This window comes from Microbacterium galbinum (assembly GCF_023091225.1).
Classification (GTDB): Bacteria; Actinomycetota; Actinomycetes; order Actinomycetales; family Microbacteriaceae; genus Microbacterium; species Microbacterium galbinum.
Genome location: NZ_JAHWXM010000001.1, coordinates 1525391 through 1545408, shown reverse-complemented (window position 1 = coordinate 1545408; position 20018 = coordinate 1525391). Strand labels below are relative to the sequence as shown.

Annotated in this window: 22 protein-coding genes and 1 tRNA gene; 21 read left to right on the top strand and 2 right to left on the bottom strand. The window is 68.3% G+C overall.

The features are described from left to right. The first annotated feature begins 17 nt into the window (after nt 1-17). Nucleotides 18-569, top strand: coding sequence for a TetR/AcrR family transcriptional regulator (locus tag KZC52_RS07430; RefSeq protein ID WP_247623410.1), 552 nt, complete (start codon nt 18-20; stop codon nt 567-569). Nucleotides 570-586: 17 nt separating this feature from the next. Continuing rightward, a complete protein-coding gene (locus KZC52_RS07425) occupies nt 587-1213 on the top strand; it encodes a GyrI-like domain-containing protein (protein WP_247623409.1) in 627 nt (208 codons plus the stop codon). Between the two features lie 35 nt (nt 1214-1248). On the opposite strand, the gene KZC52_RS07420 is transcribed toward KZC52_RS07425, so the two are convergent. Then, nucleotides 1249-1896 carry a LysE family translocator gene (locus KZC52_RS07420; RefSeq protein WP_247623408.1) on the bottom strand — a complete coding sequence of 216 codons (648 nt, stop codon included), beginning with the start codon at nt 1894-1896 and terminating at the stop codon, nt 1249-1251. A gap of 105 nt (nt 1897-2001) precedes the next feature. Here KZC52_RS07420 and KZC52_RS07415 point away from each other — a divergent pair, with 105 nt between their 5' ends. The 17 genes from KZC52_RS07415 to KZC52_RS07335 all read left to right on the top strand — a co-directional run bounded on the left by KZC52_RS07415 (nt 2002) and on the right by KZC52_RS07335 (nt 18306). Continuing rightward, on the top strand, nt 2002-2343 hold the full coding sequence (locus KZC52_RS07415; protein ID WP_247623407.1) for a DUF6507 family protein: 342 nt from the start codon (nt 2002-2004) through the stop codon (nt 2341-2343). 101 nt (nt 2344-2444) lie between these two features. Continuing rightward, nucleotides 2445-4265 (top strand): alpha/beta hydrolase, encoded by a 1821-nt coding sequence (locus KZC52_RS07410; protein ID WP_247623406.1) that lies wholly within the window; start codon nt 2445-2447, stop codon nt 4263-4265. A gap of 134 nt (nt 4266-4399) precedes the next feature. Further along, nucleotides 4400-4906 (top strand): hypothetical protein, encoded by a 507-nt coding sequence (locus tag KZC52_RS07405; protein WP_247623405.1) that lies wholly within the window; start codon nt 4400-4402, stop codon nt 4904-4906. Next, nucleotides 4903-5244, top strand: coding sequence for a hypothetical protein (locus tag KZC52_RS07400; protein WP_247623404.1), 342 nt, complete (start codon nt 4903-4905; stop codon nt 5242-5244). Before KZC52_RS07405 ends, KZC52_RS07400 begins: the two co-directional genes overlap by 4 nt. After that, nucleotides 5241-5600 (top strand): hypothetical protein, encoded by a 360-nt coding sequence (locus KZC52_RS07395; protein ID WP_247623403.1) that lies wholly within the window; start codon nt 5241-5243, stop codon nt 5598-5600. The genes KZC52_RS07400 and KZC52_RS07395 overlap by 4 nt, the downstream gene beginning before the upstream one ends. Nucleotides 5601-5664: 64 nt before the next feature. After that, the gene (locus KZC52_RS07390; RefSeq protein WP_247623402.1) at nt 5665-6348 is read left to right on the top strand and encodes a hypothetical protein; all 684 of its coding nucleotides are present in this window, start codon (nt 5665-5667) and stop codon (nt 6346-6348) included. Continuing rightward, a complete protein-coding gene (locus KZC52_RS07385; RefSeq protein WP_247623401.1) occupies nt 6345-6701 on the top strand; it encodes a hypothetical protein in 357 nt (118 codons plus the stop codon). Before KZC52_RS07390 ends, KZC52_RS07385 begins: the two co-directional genes overlap by 4 nt. 312 nt (nt 6702-7013) lie before the next feature. Further along, nucleotides 7014-7337 carry a hypothetical protein gene (locus KZC52_RS07380; protein WP_247623400.1) on the top strand — a complete coding sequence of 108 codons (324 nt, stop codon included), beginning with the start codon at nt 7014-7016 and terminating at the stop codon, nt 7335-7337. Further along, the gene (gene glgX, locus KZC52_RS07375; RefSeq protein WP_247623399.1) at nt 7334-9586 is read left to right on the top strand and encodes a glycogen debranching protein GlgX; all 2253 of its coding nucleotides are present in this window, start codon (nt 7334-7336) and stop codon (nt 9584-9586) included. Before KZC52_RS07380 ends, glgX begins: the two co-directional genes overlap by 4 nt. Continuing rightward, nucleotides 9583-11931, top strand: a complete 2349-nt coding sequence (gene treY, locus KZC52_RS07370) for a malto-oligosyltrehalose synthase (protein WP_247623398.1) — start codon at nt 9583-9585, stop codon at nt 11929-11931. Before glgX ends, treY begins: the two co-directional genes overlap by 4 nt. Next, on the top strand, nt 11928-13712 hold the full coding sequence (gene treZ, locus KZC52_RS07365) for a malto-oligosyltrehalose trehalohydrolase (RefSeq protein ID WP_247623397.1): 1785 nt from the start codon (nt 11928-11930) through the stop codon (nt 13710-13712). Before treY ends, treZ begins: the two co-directional genes overlap by 4 nt. Before the next feature lie 12 nt (nt 13713-13724). Continuing rightward, nucleotides 13725-15032, top strand: coding sequence for a cysteine desulfurase (locus tag KZC52_RS07360; protein WP_247623396.1), 1308 nt, complete (start codon nt 13725-13727; stop codon nt 15030-15032). Next, nucleotides 15029-15487 (top strand): Fe-S cluster assembly sulfur transfer protein SufU, encoded by a 459-nt coding sequence (sufU, locus tag KZC52_RS07355; RefSeq protein ID WP_247623395.1) that lies wholly within the window; start codon nt 15029-15031, stop codon nt 15485-15487. The genes KZC52_RS07360 and sufU overlap by 4 nt, the downstream gene beginning before the upstream one ends. 45 nt (nt 15488-15532) lie before the next feature. After that, on the top strand, nt 15533-16189 hold the full coding sequence (locus tag KZC52_RS07350; RefSeq protein ID WP_372491564.1) for an NADPH-dependent F420 reductase: 657 nt from the start codon (nt 15533-15535) through the stop codon (nt 16187-16189). A gap of 165 nt (nt 16190-16354) precedes the next feature. Then, on the top strand, nt 16355-16969 hold the full coding sequence (locus KZC52_RS07345; protein ID WP_247623393.1) for a GntR family transcriptional regulator: 615 nt from the start codon (nt 16355-16357) through the stop codon (nt 16967-16969). Nucleotides 16970-17194: 225 nt separating this feature from the next. Further along, a complete protein-coding gene (locus KZC52_RS07340) occupies nt 17195-17440 on the top strand; it encodes a hypothetical protein (protein ID WP_247623392.1) in 246 nt (81 codons plus the stop codon). After that, nucleotides 17437-18306 (top strand): hypothetical protein, encoded by an 870-nt coding sequence (locus KZC52_RS07335; protein WP_247623391.1) that lies wholly within the window; start codon nt 17437-17439, stop codon nt 18304-18306. Before KZC52_RS07340 ends, KZC52_RS07335 begins: the two co-directional genes overlap by 4 nt. Before the next feature lie 15 nt (nt 18307-18321). Here the strand turns inward: KZC52_RS07335 and KZC52_RS07330 are convergent, their stop codons facing one another. Next, nucleotides 18322-19179: an SDR family NAD(P)-dependent oxidoreductase gene (locus KZC52_RS07330; protein WP_247623390.1), complete on the bottom strand. Its 858-nt coding sequence runs from the start codon at nt 19177-19179 to the stop codon at nt 18322-18324. Nucleotides 19180-19274: 95 nt separating this feature from the next. Here KZC52_RS07330 and KZC52_RS07325 point away from each other — a divergent pair, with 95 nt between their 5' ends. Continuing rightward, complete coding sequence (locus KZC52_RS07325; RefSeq protein WP_247623389.1) at nt 19275-19868, top strand: asparagine synthase; 594 nt, start codon at nt 19275-19277, stop codon at nt 19866-19868. A 65-nt stretch (nt 19869-19933) separates the two neighbouring features. After that, a tRNA-Arg gene (locus tag KZC52_RS07320) sits at nt 19934-20006 on the top strand. Nucleotides 20007-20018: the final 12 nt, after the last annotated feature.

Here is a 20018-nt window from a genome sequence, read left to right as displayed (position 1 = left end):
TTCGGTACTCTCGACTCATGGCGGAATCTCGGATCGGGCGGCCCCCGGATCAGCGCACCCGCGCGGCCGCGCTCCGCGCCACCCGTGAGCTCCTCCTCGCCCGCGGCTACGAGGGCGTCGCGATGAGCGACATCGCCGCCGCGGCCGGCGTGCCGCGCCAGACGCTCTACCGCCGCTGGCCGACGAAGCAGGCGCTCGTCGCCGACTGCGTGCTCGACGACGTGCTGCCGGTCGAACTGGTCGTCGTCGCCGCGACCGGCGACCTCCGCGCCGACATCGACCTCTGGCTGCAGAGCTCGATCGCCTCGATCGAAGCGGATGCCGACGCCGCACTGTTCCGGGCGCTGCTCGTGGCCTCGGCATCCGATGAATCGGCGCGGCAGCGCATGGTCGAGCACTTCCTCGCTCCGCTGCGGAATGCGATCGAGCGTTCGTTCGCGGCGGCGGGACGCGAGGGGCACGAGCTCGTCGCGGATGCGCTGCTCGGGGCGATGGTCGCGGCGATCGTCTCCCGCGATGCCGAGGCGCTGCGCCGCGTGCGGGACCTCGGCGACCTGCTCACCCGCTGATGACGGAAGGACTCGCGATGCCGGCCACCGATCTGAAGAAGACGCTCGACGCGTACCAGGCGAAGCGCGGGGTGTTCCGGCTCGTCGACGTGCCGCCGATGCAGTACCTGATGATCGACGGTGCCGGCGATCCGAACGTGTCGCAGGCCTACGCGGATGCCCTCGCCGCGCTGTATCCGATCGCCTACGGGGTCAAGTTCGCGAGCCGCGCGCAGCTCGGCGTCGACACCGTCGTCATGCCGTTGGAGGGCCTCTGGCATGCCGAGGATATGGCGTCGTTCACCTCGCGCCGCGACAAGTCGACGTGGCTGTGGACGATGATGATCATGGTTCCCGACCATGTCACCGCCGAGGTGGTCGAGGCGGCGCGCGACAAGGCCGCGGCGAAGAAGGATGCCTCGCCGAGCCTGTCGGCGGTGCGGCTCGAGACCTTCGACGAGGGGCTGTGCGTGCAGACGCTGCACGTCGGTTCGTACGACGACGAGGCGCCCGTGCTCGAGGATCTGCACCACCGCTTCATCCCCGGGAACGGGTTGGAGATGCGCGGCATCCACCACGAGATCTATCTCAGCGACGCGCGCCGGGTCGAGCCGGCCAAACTCCGCACGATCCTGCGGCAGCCGGTCGCTCCCGCCGGTCCCTGAGCGAGCGAAACGAGACGGAGGGCCACCGCCCGCGCTCACGCCGTCGCGGGCTTCTCGCTCCACAGCAGCAGGAAGGCGCCGAGCCCGATCATCATGCCGCCGCCCGTGGCCGACATGGTCGAGAGGCGGCGCGGTGAGCGGCCGAACCAGTCGCGCGCCGCGCTCGCGAGCAGCACCCAGATCGCGTCGCAGCTGACGCCGATCGCGACGACGATGACGCCGAGCACGAAGAGCTGCAGCGGCACGGAGCCCGCGTGCAGGTCGACGAACTGGGGGAGGATCGCGAGGAAGAACGCGATCGACTTCGGGTTGGTGAGCCCCACGATGAAGCCTTCGACGAGCAGCCGGGTGCCGGACTTGCGCGTGGCTGGTGCGGTCGCGGCTGCGGCGGCATCGTGGCGGTGCCGGATCGCCTGGATGCCGAGGAACACGAGGTAGCCGGCGCCGAGCACCTTCACGATCGTGAACAGGATCACGGACTGCGCGATCACCGTACCGACGCCGAGGGCCACGGCGAGCACCAGCATGATCGATCCGACGGCGGTGCCGAGGATGCTGAGGAACCCGCCGACCCGGCCCAGAGCGATCGATCGACCGATGGTGAAGAGCACCGTCGGCCCGGGGATCACGACCATCACGAACGCGGCGACGACGAACGCGAGCAGCGTCTCGGGAGCGAACATGAGCCGATCCTAAAGGCATATCAATATGCTCTCCACAGATGCGGTTCATATGTCTTCATCTGGGGTCGATCTGTCGTAATCTCGCCTTCGAGATCGGAGGTTCGAATGGTTGATGATGGATGGTCGGTATCGCCCGAGCAGGTATCGGTCGTGCTGCAGGGTGTCGACGTCGCGGGAGAGCCGCTGGGTTCAGACGTGAAGACGGCACAGGTACTTTCCGAACGACGAGCAGACCTCATGGCGAGCGGCCGCGCGGAGATCGCGAATGCGTGGGATGAGTTTCTCGAGACGCGCTCGCTGGTGCCCGGGATGCTGATCGATGCCGTTACGTCGGCGGCGGCGTCTGTTATCGAGGGGACTCTCGCCATCGTTGCGGGTGACGAGGCGATGGCGCACGAATGGCGGGGCAGCCATCCGGAACTCTTCGAGTCGGCGGACAGCAAATGAGCGCATTCGTGGCTCACACTCTTCGGGACGTTCCGTCCTCCGCAGCTATGTCGACGCTCGGAACCGACTCCGAATCTCTCGGCGTGTCAGTCGTGGGGAACATGGAAGCGGTGACCGCCATGTGGTCAATGATCGAGGGCGCGCTGACCATCATCCCTGACGGCAGTCCGACGAATGCCCTCGATGAGCCCCTGGCCTCCGCAAAGGATTTCGCCGAAGCGATGTCACAGGTGAAGTCGGTGCTGGTCAACGCCGCAGGTGAAACGTTCGCGAAGTTGGAGCAGACGCGTGCAGAGCTCCAGGGCACCATTCAAAACTTGAATGATCGCCACCGGTCGCATTCGCTGATCCTCGATCAGGAGATCGCGGAGTTCGTAGCGGACCCCGAGAACGATGCTTCCATCACCGGGCGCAACCACCCCGAAACGGACGCCTATGCCACCGCAAAGGTGAATCTCGATCTGCTCGATCAGGAGGCCGCGCGGCTCGCCCTGGAGGTCGACCTCTTCCACCGCGAGATGGCGCAGGCGGAGCAAGACCTCGCCGACAAGATCCGAAACATCTCCGGCGGCGATGAGGTCACCCGTCGCGATGGCAGTCGAGTGACCACGTCGCAGACGGCGTGGGGGCTCTATCCGCCAGCGGCAGCGCCCGGCCCGGGAGAAGCGCCTCGAGTCGTGTCGCTCGACGACTACTTCGGCCTTGCAGTGGCACGGGCAACGGCGCAACGAATCGAGTGGTTCGCGACCGCGACCGACCAGGACCTCGAAGACTGGCTCGCGACTCATCCAGACTTCTTCGCGACAGTCGGGTTCATCCCGCCCGCACAGGCGCAAGCACTCTACGACCGACTTAGGTCACGCTCGACCCAGGATGCATCGGGCATTTGGGTGACTGGACCGCTCTCCGCGTTGTGGAATCGCGCCCCCGCAACGATCGGAAACCTCAACGGCATCCCTGCCTCGGTCAGAGCGGAGTTCGGCGCACGAGAACTCGAGCGACTGCTCGGGGAGTCGACTCTCACAGAAGATCAGCGCGCGAAGCTCAACCTTCTCCTCGATGAGACAGCGAAGGGATCTCACGTTCTCTCCCTATTCCTGGACGGGCAAGGCGAGGTTCGCGGTTCGCTCTTCGTCGGAGATCTCGATTCTGCAGATCACGTCATCACGGTGACTCATGGCATCGAGACCGACTTCGGAGCGATGAATGAATGGGGGCGAATCGCCACGGATCTCGCGGCCATGAGCAATGAGCAACTTCGGCTTCGCGGGATGGACCCATCGACAGCGGTTGTCCTGTTCATGGAGTGGGATTCCGGTGCGTGGTACACCGTGCAGGGAATGAAGGAGCCCGTCTTGGGGGCGGATCGGGAGGCGGCTCTCGTCGCAGGGATGCGCTTCGTCAACCCGGATGCATGGCAGGAGGGGTGGGCGCACTCTCTCGGAACGACTATGGTCACGACCAATCAGATCCATAACCCCGGGGTTTTCGATCACCTCACGCTCTTCGGCTCGGCGGGTATTACCGAGAGCGCGGCAAAGGCACTAGCGGCCCAGATCGCCGACGAAACAGTCTCGGTCTCCGCCGCGTCTTCTGGTCTTGATCCGATCGCGTGGATGGGACGCACGGATCTCTCGACCCATCCTGTCGACCCAAAGACAGTGGAGGGAGTCACCGAGATCGGGTCGCACGGGGGAGCCGTCGAGAATTACCTCAACGCAGACGGGCGAGAGGTGACAGGAGCCGCGACACAGGGGCACAATGCGGGCCCTTCGACCGAGATCATCTATCGCATTCACCGGGCGCCGTACTGGCATCTGGGATTCATCCCCGAGGAAAGCGTCGGGTACCTGGATCCCCGCTCAGAAGCCATGATGCAAGCTGTGGCCGATTTCGCCGAGCGCGTCGAGGCGCGCCAGTGAAAAGCGGATCGCGGTGCCGACGTCGTCTTCTCGCAGCACTCACGCTTTTTTCGACAGGAGCAATTCTCACGATGACTAGTTGTGCGCAGACGGGCGTGACTCTGTACGAGCACGCTCGCGAAACCAATCTCACGATGAAGCAGGAGCTGTCCGAATTGCAACTCCACATCTTCGATGGTGAGTGGACGGTAGGGGAGTACGGCGACATACCTAATGGATGCGGGGCAAACGGATACAACTTCTACGTTCAGCGTGGAACGCCGCTCGAGAGCGACTGGCGGATGTCGGCACCGACAGCCCCGGACATGGCGGACGAGCTGATGGATTGGCTCGAGGGCCGTGGGTGGACGGGAATCGTCGGACGGACTTACGCCGCTGGAGTCTCATCCGTCACCGTTGAGGCGGAGAAGAGATCGAGTTACATCGATGACTTACTCATCACGATCTCCAGTGGCGTGGAGAACGACATTGTCACGATACGCGCCACGAGTACGTGCGAAGCGGGAGACCGTTGGGAACTCAGAGAGCTCATGTTTCCGGATAATCTATTCGACTACGACGTCGTTGAGCGGGAGCATCCTACGGAGACTCCCAAGTTCGGCATGGCAACTCCGGCCCCAACCGCTTCGCCCGAATCATGATCGAGGACAACGCGGGTGCACCGCCGATCACGCCCGTCCAGTCGCCGACAGCGAAGGCGAAGCGCGACAGAGCCGAGACCTTCGGTGCGATCGTGGCGTTCACGCCACTGATCGTGACTGCGGTGTCGTTCATCATCCTGGCGGTGCCGATCTACGGCATCATCGGGCTCGCCATCTTCGGCTATCTCGCGATGGTCTGGTGGGTGTTCGGTGTGGCGTCACTGTTGGTTCTGTTCTTCGCGCTGTGGGGCAACCGGCAGGCGGCGCTCTATGGGGCGCTCGGAATGCTCGAATCGCTGGTGCTGGGCATGATCTACTCACAGTTCCCGGGCGCATGAGCGACGACCTCGAACGCACCGCAGCGCCCGAGCATCCCTACGTTCCGAACTCGGCGCAACGAGAAAGAGCACGGTCGGCGGCATGGGGCTCCATGCTCGCGGCGCTGTGCCTGTGGGTGGCATTCCCGCTCTGGACGGCGTGGTCGGCGTACCTGAACTTCGTACCGATCTGGCAGTACCTGCAGTACGGGGTGTCAATCGTGCTCGCCGCGTTCATCTACAAGAACGTGCGCTTCCGTACTCGATTCGGATCGCTCGCGACCAAGATCTTCGGCGCGCTCGGCGCATTCGCCATCGCGGCGCTCGGCCCCGTCCTGCTCCTCTACATGCTCGAGCATCCGTGGGGGTGGTCATGAGTGGTTTGGATCGGGCTGTGGATAGCTTCCGATGGTGTTCCCGGATCGCAAGCACACTGTTTCGATGCGCATGACAGATCGGATTCTTGTCGTGTCCGCCAAGCGGACGGAGGTGCCAAGTCGGCGCGGCTTCCGGGGCCGGGCGATCATCGCTTTGGTTGGACTGTTGCTGGCGGTGCTGTCCATGGCGGGATGTGCGCCATCGGGTATAGCTCTCTACCACCAAGCGCGAAGTATCAACTCCTCAGTCAAGAAAGAGATCTCGTTACTGCAACTGAGGATCCTGGACGGTGAATGGGACGTGCAGAAATACGGCGACATTCCGAGCAAGTGCGGCAGTGACGGCTACCGATTCGCGTTCGGGCGCTCGACGCCCCACAACGATGGCTGGCGCTTGCCCGACGGTTCACCCGACCAGACGATCGATGCCCTTTCTGAGTGGTTCGGTGAGCACGGATGGTCCGGAATCGGAGTGCGTACATTCTCCGGCGACGTGCAAGACCTCGTTCTGGAAGCGCGCAAGCCTTCTGCGCACATCGAACTAGTCGTCATCACCGTTACGACTGGAAAGTCACGGGACTGGATCGACATCGACGTCACGAGTACCTGCGAGCCGGGAAGCGAGGAAGAGCTCGTCGACCTCATGTTCCCGGCCGGGCTGAACGGGCGGGACTGGTCGCAGCCGGAGCATCCGTCGGCTGAGCCGAAGTTCGGCTTCGCCACTCCGACTCCGACTGCAACTCCATGATGCGCGAACGCCACCCGACGAACGAGCCGTTCATCTGTGCTGCACCGCCGCCGCGGTCGCATCTCGCCGCCGCGTGGGTCGAAGACGGCCCGCTCCTCTTCGCGAGGATCGTCTGGTTCACCCCACTCATCGCGCTGGCAAGCGTCGTCCTGATGCTGATCATCCCGGTAACCGGTTTCGTCGCGCTCGTCGTGCTCACGGTTCTCATCAAGACCTGGTGGATCGGGGGAATCCTGGCGATGCTGGTGATCCTGCTCGCGGCCCGCCGCGACGCTCGCGCCGCCCGACTCGGCCGCATGGCACTGGCGCTTTCGCTCGCTTTCGCCGCACTCGGCTTCCTCATCTTCCGGTGACGGCGCCCACCGAGCATCCGTCCGCCACGCGCCGCCGCCATCGCCCCACAGAGCGGAACCGAGACGAGCCGAACTCGAGCGCATCGTTCAGGCCGTCGGCGGGCGACAGTCCGTCGAGCATGGTCTCCTCTTCTCCACGGGGAGCGCGGTCGCTCCACCAGCTATGACCGGATAGCGCGGCGATCTGTGACGCCGGACGCGATGAAGAGAACTGCCGATGCTAACCGCTGGCCTACCGCTCTGGCAATGGCATTCTCCGATTCCCCGCGCGCGCCTATCGTCGACACCACAAACAGAATCACAGGAGCCCGCATGACTGCACAGACCCGCACATCCCCCGGCTCCGCATGCGGCGGTGACGAGCACGGACTCGTCCACTCGCCCGCCGCCGACACCCCGGCCACCGCAGACGCTCCGAGCGAGGTCTCGTACGAGCGCGTCGACCCCGACCGCTACGTCGTGCTGCACGACGGCCCCGTCGGCTTCGTCGAGGTCGTGCCGCCCGTGTTCGTCTGCTACGTCGGCCACCCCTACGCCCAGGCGAGCGAGATCGCCCAGGTTCACGACTTCCACCGCGCCGTGGAGATCGTCGCCGAAACAGCCGCGTCACCGCGTGCGCCTAAGATCACGGCATGAGCCTCGAGATCTGGCCGGGAACGCCCTACCCCCTGGGGGCCACCTACGACGGACAGGGAACCAACTTCGCCCTCTTCAGCGAATGCGCCGAGAAGGTCGAGTTGTGCCTGTTCGACGCCGACGGCACCGAGCAGCGTGTGGAGCTGACCGAGGTCGATGCGTTCGTCTGGCACGGCTACCTGCCGGCGGTGCAGCCGGGGCAGCTCTACGGCTACCGCGTGCACGGCCCCTACGACCCCACCGAGGGTCAGCGGTTCAACCCGAACAAGCTGCTGCTCGACCCCTACGCCAAGGCCGTCGCGGGTGACATCGACTGGGGGCAGTCGCTCTTCGGCTACGACTTCGGCGACCCCGACTCGCGCAACGACGAGGACTCCGCCGCGTCGATGGCGAAGGGCGTGGTCATCAACCCGTTCTTCGACTGGGCGGGCGACCGGCTTCTCAAGACGCCCTACGCGCAGACCGTGATTTACGAGGCGCACGTGAAGGGCCTCACCGTTCAGCATCCCGACGTACCCGACGACCTGCGCGGAACGTACGCGGGCATCGCGCATCCCGCCATCATCGACCACCTCGTGCGCCTCGGGGTGACGGCGATCGAGCTCATGCCGGTGCACCAGTTCGTGCACGATTCGGTGCTCCAGGACAAGGGCCTCACCAACTACTGGGGTTACAACACGCTCGCATTCTTCGCGCCGCACAACGACTACGCCTCGAACGGCCAGCAGGGTCAGCAGGTGCAGGAGTTCAAGGCGATGGTCCGCGCCCTCCACGCCGCGGGCATCGAGGTCATCCTCGACGTCGTCTACAACCACACCGCCGAGGGCAATCATCTGGGACCGATGCTCTCGATGCGCGGGATCGACAACCGGGCGTACTACCGGTTGGAGGAGGACAAGCGGTACTACACCGACTACACCGGCACGGGCAACAGCCTCAACGCCGGCAGTCCGCACGCGCTGCAGCTGATCATGGACTCGCTGCGCTACTGGGTGACCGAGATGCACGTCGACGGGTTCCGCTTCGATCTCGCCTCGACCCTTGCTCGCGAGTTCTACGACGTCGACCGGCTGGCGGCGTTCTTCGAGCTCGTGCAGCAGGATCCGATCGTCTCGCAGGTGAAGCTGATCGCCGAGCCGTGGGACGTCGGCCCCGGCGGCTACCAGGTGGGCAATTTCCCGCCCCAGTGGACCGAGTGGAACGGCAAGTACCGCGACACGGTCCGCGACTTCTGGCGGGGGGAGCCGCAGGCGCTCGGCGAGTTCGCGTCGCGCCTCACCGGCTCGGCCGACCTCTACGAGCACTCCGGCCGTCGCCCCGTGGCGTCGATCAACTTCGTCACCGCGCACGACGGCTTCACCCTGCGCGACCTCGTGTCGTACGACGAGAAGCACAACGAGGCCAACGGCGAAGACAACAACGACGGCGAATCCCACAACCGCTCCGACAACAACGGGGTGGAGGGTCCGACCGACGACGCCGATGTCAACCGTCGCCGGGCGCGCCAGCAGCGCAACTTCCTGGCGACGCTGTTGCTCTCGCAGGGCGTGCCGATGATCGCGCACGGCGACGAGTTGGGCCGCACGCAGGGCGGCAACAACAACGGCTACGCGCAGGACAACGAGATCACCTGGGTCGATTGGGATGCCGCCGACCGGCCCCTGATCGAGTTCACCGCATCCGTCGCCCGACTGCGGCACGAGCATCCGACGTTCCGACGCAGCCGCTTCTTCGACGGGCGTCCCGTGCGCGACGAAGACGGCGAGCGCGTGCCCGACGTCGTCTGGCTGCGGCCGGACGGACGCCCGATGAAGCCCGAGGACTGGGACTCCGGATTCGGACTCTCGGTCGGCATGTTCCTCAACGGCTACGGCATCCGCGAGAAGGACGTGCGCGGGCGCCCCGTCACCGACGTGAACTTCCTCGTCTACTTCAACAGCGGGGATGCCGCGGTCGATGCCGTTCTGCCGCCGGCCCGGCTCGCGAAGGGCTGGGAGATCGTCGTCGACACGGCGGGTCAGTCGATCGAGGGCGCGACCCTGCGTCCGCGCGACGACCTCATCCTCGAGGCCCAGTCGCTGCTCGTGCTGCGCGAGCGCCCCGAGGCGGAGATCGACACCGACGACTCCGTCGAGGCATCTCTGCGTGCGCAGACCGAGCACGTCGAGGCGGTCGAGGCGGCTGCGGCCGCATCCGCCGCCGAGGCCGATGACGCTCCGACCGAGGCACCGGACGAGGAGAACCCGTGACCCGTCGCCCCCTCTCGACGTACCGCCTGCAGATCACCTCGCGCCTCACGCTCGACGAGGCGGCGCGCGTCGCGCCGTACCTCGCCGCGCTCGGTGCGGACTGGGCGTATCTCTCGCCGTTGCTCGCCGCGACTCCGGGATCCGACCACGGCTACGACGTCGTCGATCACTCGCGCGTCGATCCGAGCCGCGGGGGAGCGGAAGGACTCGAGCGCTTCGCGGCCGCGGCGCACGGAGCGGGCCTGGGCATCCTGATCGACACGGTCCCGAACCACATGGGGGTCGGCGTTCCGCGCGCGAACCCGTGGTGGTGGGACGTGCTGCGCCTCGGTCGATCGTCGTCGCACGCGGTCGCGTTCGACATCGACTGGCGGCGGGGCGACGACCGGGTGCGCCTCCCGATCCTCGGCGCGGCGCCCGCCGACGTGGTGGCGTCGGGCGACCTCGTGGTCGATACGACTCCGCAGAAGGATGCTCCGGACGGCACCCTCTCCTACTTCGAGCACGTTCTCCCGCTGGCCCCCGGCACGGCCGCGCTCGCCGACGATCTGCCGGCCCTGCTCGCCGCGCAGCACTACGAGCTGCGGTTCTGGGAGGACCAGAACACCGAACTCAACTACCGGCGGTTCTTCGCGGTGCCCGAGCTCGCCGGCATCCGTGTCGAGCTCCCCGATGTCTTCGCGGCGTCGCACCGCGAGATCATCCGGTGGATCACCGATGGCCTCGCCGACGGGCTCCGGGTCGACCACCCCGACGGCCTGTCGGATCCGGGTGGCTACCTCGAGAACCTGGCGGATGCGACCGGCGGGGCGTACGTGCTCGTCGAGAAGATCCTCGAGCCGGGCGAGGCGCTGCCCGACTGGTGGCGCACCGACGGCACCACGGGGTACGACGCACTGGGTGAGATCGACCGCGTGCTCATCGACCCGGCCGGTGTCGCGGCGCTCGACGCGCTCGACTCCCGTCTGCGTGCCGACACCGGCCTGCCCGAGGCGGAGTCGTGGCACGACCTGACGCACACGACGAAGCGGATGATCGCCGAGACGATCCTGCAGTCCGAGGTACGACGCCTCGTGCGCAGCCTGCCGTTCGGCATCGTCGACGCGGACGACGCGCTCACCGAGATCGTGGCGTGCTTCCCGCTGTATCGCCCGTATCTGCCCGCGGGGCGCGAGCACCTGGACCGGGCGTTGGCCGAGGCCTCCCGGCGCCGACCGGATCTCGCGGGGCCGATCGCCGAACTCGCCCCGCTCCTCGCCGACACGGCGCTCGAGATCGCCGACCGCTTCCCGCAGCTGAGCGGCGCGGTGATGGCGAAGGGCGTGGAGGACACGGCGTTCTACCGCTACACCCGCCTCGGTACCCTGACCGAGGTCGGCGGCGACCCGTCGATCGCGGCGCTGACCTCGGCCGAGTTCCACGCGGCTCAGCAGGACCGCCTCGCCGCCTGGCCGCACTCGATGACGACGCTCTCGACGCACGACACCAAGCGCTCGGAAGACGTGCGGGCGCGGCTGTCGGTCCTCGCCGAGATGCCGCAGCGCTGGGCCGATGTGCTCGCCGATCTGCGCGCGATCGCCTCGACCGGTCACGGTCCCCTCGACTCGCTGCTGTGGCAGGCGGCGGTCGGCGCCTGGCCGATCACCTCCGAACGCCTGCGCGACTACGGCCTCAAGGCCGCGCGCGAGGCGGCCGAGTCGACGACCTGGCAGCACCCCGACGAGGACTTCGAGCGAGGCGTGATCGCCATCGCCGATGCCGCGAACGGAGCCGCCCGCGAGACGCTCGAGGGGTTCGTCGCCGAGATCACCGGCTTCGGTCGGTCGAACTCGCTGTCGGCCAAGCTGCTCCAGCTCACCGGTCCCGGCGTGCCCGACGTCTATCAGGGCAGCGAGCTGTGGGATCTGTCGCTCGTCGACCCCGACAACCGACGCCCGGTCGACTTCGCCGCGCACGCGCAGCTGCTCGGCGCGCTCGACACCGACGTGGCGCACGGGCTCCTCCCGGCGGTCGACGGCACGGGTCTCGCCAAGATGCTGGTCACCTCGCGCGCCCTCCGGTTGCGCCGCGACCACTCCGAGCTGTTCACCCGCTACCGTCCGGCCGAGGTCGTGGGCGACGCATCCGCCCATGCCGTCGCGGTCGACCGCGGCCGCGTCACCGTCGTCGCGACCCGCTTGCCCGTAGGGCTCGCGGCCCGTGGCGGCTGGGGCGACACGCTCCTGATGCGCCCCGACAGTGCGGCCACCGATGTGCTCACCGGCCGCCGCATCGACCCGGGCCCCGTGCGCCTGGCCGAGCTGCTCGACACCTATCCCGTCGCCCTGCTGATGGAGGCACGATGATCGAGGTCTGGGCGCCGCGGGCGCAGCGACTGCGGCTGCGCCGCTGGACGGATGCCGCGGCGTCCCCCCACGACACCGAGCTGGCCTCGGCATCCGACGGCTGGTGGCGCGCAGACGTGGCGCTCGCCGACGGTGACCGCTACGGCTTCGTGATCGATGACGCCGACGAAGCCCGCCCCGACCCGCGCTCGCGTCGTCAGCCCGACGGCGTGCACGGCCCGTCGGCGGCATTCGACGCGTCGACCTTCGCCTGGACGGATGCCGCGTGGACCGGCCGCCCCCTCGCGGGCGGCGTGATCTACGAGCTGCACGTCGGCACGATGACCCCCGAGGGCACCCTCGACGCGCTGATCGAGCGGCTCGACCACCTCGTCGACCTCGGCGTCACGCACATCGAGCTGCTGCCGGTGAACGCCTTCAACGGCCTCTGGAACTGGGGCTACGACGGCGTGCTCTGGTATGCGGTGCACGAGCAGTACGGCGGCCCGCGCGCCTACCAGCGGTTGGTGGATGCCGCGCACGCCCGCGGTCTCGCCGTCATCCAGGACGTCGTGTACAACCACCTCGGTCCGAGCGGCAACTACCTGCCCGAGTTCGGTCCGTATCTGCGCGACGGTCAGCGCAACACATGGGGCGACTCGATCGACCTCGATGAGCCGGCGGTGCGCGAGTACATCATCGAGAACGCGCTGATGTGGCTGCGCGACTTCCACGTCGACGGGCTCCGCCTCGACGCGGTGCACGCTCTGCACGACGAGCAGCCCGTGCACATCCTGCAGGAGCTGGCCGAGCGGGTCGATGCGCTGTCGGCGCATCAGCAGCGGCCGCTCACCCTGATCGCCGAGTCGGACCTCAACGACCCCACGCTGATCCTCCCGCGCGAGGCGGGCGGCTACGGGCTCACGGCGCAGTGGTCCGACGACTGGCATCACGCCGTGCACGTGGCCCTGACCGGTGAGACGGCGGGCTACTACGAGGACTTCGCCGCGGCGGATGCCGTCGCCAAGGTCACCCGCGGAGGGTTCTTCCACGACGGCACGTTCTCGTCGTTCCGCGGGCGTCCGCACGGCCGACCGGTCGCCGACACGGTCCCCGCCTGGCGACTGGTGACCTTCGCCCAGGACCACGACCAGATCGGCAACCGCGCGGCGGGCGACCGGCTCTCGCAGACGCTGTCGCCGGGGAGGCTCGCGGTCGCGGCCGTGCTCACCCTCACCGCTCCCGGAACCCCCATGCTCTTCATGGGAGAGGAGTGGGGAGCCTCCACGCCCTGGCAGTTCTTCACCTCGCACCCCGAGCCCGAGCTCGGTCGCGCGACCGCCGAGGGCCGCATCGCCGAGTTCGCCCGCATGGGTTGGGACCCCGATCAGGTGCCCGACCCGCAGGACCCGGAGACCTTCGAGCGCTCGCACCTCGACTGGGCCGAACTCGACCGGCCCTCGCATGCCGGGCTGCACGCGCTGTACCGCGATCTGATCGCGCTGCGCCGCGCCCGACCCGAACTCACCGACCCCGATTCGTCGCGCAACCGCGTCACGGTCGAGGTGAGCGCGAACTCGGCAGGCAACGCGCCCGACGCCCGTGTCTACCGGATCGACCGCGGTGCGTTGGCGGTGCTGGTGAACCTGTCGCCCGAGCCCGCGTCCTTCGCGGTCGGCCCCGGTGACGAGGTGCTCCTGGCGACGGGCGAGGCGCTCATCGTCGACGGAGAGATCACCGTCCCGTCCGAATCGGCGGCCGTCGTCGCTCCCCCCGAGGGCCCGGAGGCCGTCTCGGGGTGAGAAGCTAGAAGGATGAGCACGTCGTCCCTCACCGCCCCGGCCACCCCGCTGAGCGACGACGAGGTGCGTCGGCTGCGCGAGGACTTTCCGATCCTCGCGAGCGCGGTGAACGGGCATCCGCTCGCCTATCTCGACTCGGGCGCGACCTCGCAGCGGCCCTTCGCGGTGCTCGACGCCGAGCGCGAGTTCGCGACCACGTTCAACTCCGCCGTGCACCGCGGAGCGCACACCCTCGCCGCCGAGGCCACCGAGCTCTTCGAGGACGCCCGGGCCACGGTCGCTCGCCTCATCGGGGCCGACGACGACGAGATCGTCTGGACCTCGAACGCCACCGAGGCGCTGAACCTCGTCGCCTACTCTCTCTCGAACGCTTCGATCGGGCGGGGAGGCGCGGCGGCCGAGCCCCTGCGACTGCAGGCGGGCGACGAGATCGTCACGACCGAGATGGAGCACCACGCCAACCTCATCCCGTGGCAGGAGCTCGCCGCGCGCACCGGTGCGACCCTGCGCGTGATCCCGCTCGACGACGACGGGGCGCTGCGCCTCGACACCCTCGCCGAGCACATCACCGACCGTGCGAAGCTCGTCGCCGTCACCCACGTCTCGAACGTGCTCGGCGTGATCAACCCCGTCGAGCAGGTGATCGCCCGCGCCCACGAAGTCGGTGCGCTCGTGATGCTCGACGCCTGCCAGTCGGCTCCGCACCTACCGCTCGACGTGCGCGCCCTCGACGTCGACTTCGCCGTGCTCTCCGGCCACAAGATGCTCGGACCCACCGGTGTCGGCGCGCTCTACGGCCGCCGCGAACTGCTCGAGATCATGCCGCCGTTCCTCACCGGCGGCTCGATGATCACCACCGTCACCACCACCGAGGCCGAGTACATGGCTCCGCCCCAGCGCTTCGAGGCCGGCACGCAGCGGGTCTCGCAGGCGATCGCGCTCGCCGCAGCGGTCGACTACCTGACCGAGATCGGGATGCCGCGGATCGCCGCCCACGAGGCCCAGCTCGGCGTGCGCCTGCTCGACGGACTCGGCGCGATCGATGGTGTGCGAGTGCTCGGCGCGGGCATCGCTCTGCCGCGCGTGGGGCTCGCGAGCTTCGACGTCGCCGGCATCCATTCGCACGATGTCGGCCAGTTCCTCGACGACCGCGGCATCGCCGTGCGTGTCGGACACCACTGCGCCCAGCCGCTGCATCGCCGTCTGGGCGTGACCTCGTCGACGCGGGCCAGCACCTACCTCTACACGACCGACGCCGAGGTGGATGCCGTGATCGACGGCGTCGCCGCGGCCATCGACTTCTTCGGAGCACGCTCATGACGTCCGGCGACCTGCAGAACCTCTACCAGGAGCTCATCCTCGATCACTCGCGCACGCCGCACGGCTTCGGCCTGCGGGGCGAGATCCTGGCGCAGTCGCACCAGGTCAATCCGACGTGCGGCGACGAGGTCACCGTGCAGGTGCACCGCGCGGCTGACGGATCGATCGAGGCGATCGCCTGGGAGGGGCACGGCTGCGCGATCTCGCAGGCGTCCGCGTCGCTGCTCGCCGAGCTCGCCGAAGGGCTCTCGGTCGACGATCTCGACGTGCGCATCGCGGCCTTCCGCGAGGCGATGCGCTCGCGCGGAAAGATTGAGCCCGACGAGGAGCTGCTCGGCGATGCCGCGGCTCTCGGCGGGGTGTCGAAGTACGTGGCGCGCGTGAAGTGCGCGATGCTCGCGTGGGTCGCCGCGGAGGATGCCCTGCAGAAGTCGACGCTGTCACCCTCGGCCTAGGGCGCGCCGACGTCATCCGGGGACTTCTCGGAATACCGGCGGGCGGTGGGCGTTGGCCCCTGCATGACCACTATCGGAATCATCGGTGCAGGACACATCGGCGCTCAGGTCGCTCGCGCGGCCGTCGCCACCGGCTACGACGTCGTGATCGCGAACTCGCGCGGACCCGAGACCCTCACGGATCTCATCGACGAGCTGGGCCCGAAGGCGAAGGCGGCGACCGCGGTCGACGCGGGCGCGGAGGGCGATGTCGTCGTGGTGACGGTGCCGCTCAAGGCGATCGGTGACGTGCCGGTCGAACCGCTCGCCGGCAAGATCGTGCTCGACACGAACAACTACTACTTCGAGCGCGACGGCCACATCGACGCACTCGACAAGGGCGAGACCACGACCTCCGAGATCGTGCAGGCGCACCTGCCCACCTCGCGCATCGCCAAGGCGTTCAACCACATCATGGCCGCCGACATCACGTCCGACGGAACCCCGGCCGGTACGCCGGACCGCCGCGCGCTCGCGACCGCGGGCGACGACGAGGCCGTCGCGTTCGTCACGAAGTTCTACGACGAGATCGGATTCGACACCGTGAACATCGGACCCCTCAGCGAGTCGTGGCGGGTCGAACGCGATCGCCCGGCGTACGTCGTGCGGCAGAACGCGGCCGAGCTCGAGGCGAACCTGGCGAAGGCGAATCGCCTGCCCTGAGTCGAGATCGATTTCACGACGGGGGACGGATGCTGCGGCATCCGTCCCTCGTCTCATTCAGGTGAATATTCTCGCCCTGGGATACCAAAGTTGGCGATTTCGCTCTGCGAGTGCAAGACTGCCGGAATGACGGGGGCGGGGGCTACCGAACTGGAGTCGGTGCGAGTGACGCGCATACTGCGCGATGACATCGTGCTGGGTCGGCGCGCCCCGGGTTCGCGACTCGTCGAGCGTGACATCGCCGCCGAGCTGCACGTCTCGCGGCTGCCGGTGCGCGAAGCCATCCGCGTTCTCGTGTCGGAGGGCGTCGTCGTCGCACGACCGCGCACGTGGGCCGTGGTGCGCGAGTTCACGCGCCAGGACATCCAGGACTTCGCCGAGGTGCGCGAGGCGATCGAGACCTTGATCTTCGTGTTCGCCGCCGAGCGCCACGACGAGGACGGCATCGAGCGCATCCGCCTCGCCTACGAGCGTGAGATGGCGGCGGCCCTCGCGGGCGATGCCGAAGGTGCGCGGATCGCGGCGGGCGAGTTCCACGAGATCGCCGCGCGCCTCGCCGGAAACGACATGCTCAACGAGCTGATCAGCGTTTTCCTCACGCGGCTGCAGTGGTTGTTCGGTCAGCACGACGACCTCCTGGCGATGGCCGAGGAGCACCGCATCATTCTCGAGGCGATCGAGGCCCGTGATTCCGACGCCCTGCGCACGCTGATCCCGCAGCACCTCGCGAGCGGGCGGCTCGCGGCCGAGCGGCGGTTGGCGCGCGGCGTCGAGGTCTGAGGGGCGGGCTGGTCCGTTCGGTGCCGGTCTGGTGTGCGGTCTGCGTGCGTGGCACTAACTCAGGACAACCGGCCCCTGAAATCGTTATCTTCGCTCTCCGGGCCCGGATCCGGCCCGTTCTTCCTGAGTTAGTGCACGCCGGTCCGCCGCACTTCGCCCTCACACCGCCCCGGCACACCGCTATATTGGCCCTGTTGGGTGTGTTCGCGTTCTCTGGGGAGCGGTATGCGAGGCGTAGCCGTCGTCGTCGGGGGTCTGTTGTTGATCGGGGGAGCGACGATCGTCGTGCTCGCCGACCAACAGCGTGCGGCCGAGGTCGCCCAGCTCCACGAGCGCGTCGAGCAGACCACCGAGCGTCTCGACGACATCGGTGACGACAACCTCGGCCTCGCCGCACGGCTCACGGCCCTGCGCTCGCAGATCGCCGAGCAGGATGCCGAGCTCACCGACACCACGGGATTCATGCAGTGATCCGGCGCGCGATGGCGGTGACGATCGCTGCGGCGATCCTGGTGGGCGGCGCCGTGGTCGATCGGGCCACCGCTCTCGAGGCGGAGCGCGCCGAGACGGTCGCCGAACTGATCGCCGTGACCGAGCAGGCGAACACCTCTGCCGCGCGCACCGCCTATCTCGAAGGGGCCGTCGAACGCGCCGAAGAGGATGCCGCCGACCGCGACGCGGTGCTCGAGGTGCGCCGGGCCTTCGTCGATGAGATCGCCGCTCTCTCCACGGCATTGGAGGGCGCGGACGGCAAGGTCGACACGGCGGCGCACCGGGCATCCGCTCTCAATGCGCAGCAGACGGTGCTCGCCGAGCGGTCGGATCCCGCGGTGGTCGTCGCGGCCACCGCCACTGTTCACGCGCTCACCGAGAAGGTGGGCGAGGAGGTCTCCGACTGGCAGGCGGCGCAGATCGTCACCGCGGGTCCGGCCGGGCCGGCTTGGGGCACGAGCGGACCCGACGGGTACGCGCGCGTGCGCGCCGCCCTCGACCAGGTGGGCGGGGCGGGCGTGGGCCTGTACGAGTCGTCGTCGTGCGCGGGCGGCACGGCCCCGGCCTGCGCGAACAGCGGCGGCTACATCAAGTACCGCGCCGACATCGCGAACTGGAGCACCGGGCGCCTGCAGTGGGCCATGGCGCACGAGCTCGCGCACATCTACCAGTTCCAGGTGTGGGGCGCGCTCAACGCCTCGGGCTCGTACCAGTCGATGTTCGGGGGAGACCCCGAGTTCCTGGCGAACTGCATGGCGGTCGTGCGCGGGTACCCGGGCGATGTCGGGTGCAACGGCGATCAGCAGGCGTGGGCGTCGGGTATCTGGGTCGGCGCGGTGGGCTGACGGCCGGTCGCTGGCTCAGTCGATCGGCGTCGTCGTGTCGATGGCCTCGCGCAGCGGCCCGCGCATGACGCGCCAGTAGCCGGTGGGGGAGAGGCGCGTGAGCACGTCGATGAGCCGGGCCTCGCGGCCGATCATGGTGCGCGCCCGGCGATGGACGGTCGCGCGCACGATGCGCGCCGCGGCATCCGCGGGTTCGGTGTGGTACATCGCGGCCTGTGCGGCGGCGGCCCGATCGGCGATGGCCGGCGGGATCGCGGCGGCGTACCTGCCGTGCAGGATGATGCCGGTGCGCACGCCCGCCGGATACACCGCGCCGACCGACACCGTGCTGCCCTCGAGCTCGTGCCGCAGCGCCTCGGAGAACCCGCGTACGGCGTACTTGCTCAGCGCGTACGGGATGCGACCGGCCGGTGCGGCGAGGGCGTAGACGCTCGCGAGGTGCGTGATGTGGGCGGCGGGGGCGCGGCGCAGCGCGGGCAGGAGCGCCTTCGTGATCGACACGGTGCCCCAGAGGTTCACGTCGGTGAGCCAGCGCATCTCCTCCATCGTGAGCTGGTCGATGTCGCCGAGCATCGACGACCCGGCGCAGGTGATGAGCGCGGTGATCCGAGGATGGGCGGCGGTGATGTCGGATGCCGTCGCGAACACCGCGTCGTCGTCGCGCAGGTCGACCACGTGGATGGTGAGGGGCGGCGCGCTCGGGTTGCGCGGACCGGCGAGTTCGGTCGAGAGGGCCTGCAGCGCCTCGGCGTTGTGGTCGATGAGGGCGAGGTGCGCGCCGGCGGCGGCGAGCTGGCGGGCGACCTCGGCCCCCATGCCGCTGGCCGCGCCGGTGATGACGGTCGTGCTTCCGGGCAATGTCAGTGGCCGCATGCATACTCCTCGAGGGCGAGCCGAGCGGGCTCTTGCCCATTCTGGCCGAGGCTGCGCGCGGGCGATACGGGTACGCTCGAAGGGAGGAGGTTCCGGTGGGACGAACAGCGGATGCCATCGCCGAAGGCGTCGCGATCGCGACCGCTGCGGCGCGCCTCGCGATCAAGAACCACATCCTCGTCGGGACGATCGCCGAGGACGGGATCTTCGACACCGAGAAGTACATCGCCGACGCCCGTGAGGCGTTGCGAGCGATGGCCGAGGAGTCCGAGGCTGCGGCCGCGAACGTCACCGCCCTGCGCAAGCGGGCCCGTGGTCGGCACTCCGATCCGCGCGGCACGCACGACTACCGCGACCGCGATGTGCGCAACCTGCGGCGACGGGCGAAGCAGTCGAGCGGCGTCGCGGCGAAGCTGCGCGAGATGATGGACGACCCCGAGCAGCTCGGCGCGATGGTCGAAGAGGCGCGCGAGGGTGCGTGGTCCGACGTGCGGCACAACCTCGACCGTCGACTCCGTGTCGAGGGCATGCGTCCCGATCAGGATCCTGACTACTCCCGCATGCGCGAGGCGCGGATGCAGGCGCTGCGGCTCGTCGATCTGCAGGCGCTGTCGTCGCTGCAGCGCGCCAAGGCGAAGCGCAAGAAGAAGGAGAAGGACGCCGAGAAGGAGTCCGCCGAGACCGCCTGAGGGGCTCGTTTCGCTTTCGCGTCGAGTCTCATGTAGGCTATTCCACGGCCCGCTGAGCGGGCTGGGCGCCCGTAGCTCAATGGATAGAGCATCTGACTACGGATCAGAAGGTTAGGGGTTCGAGTCCCTTCGGGCGCACAGCACCTGAAA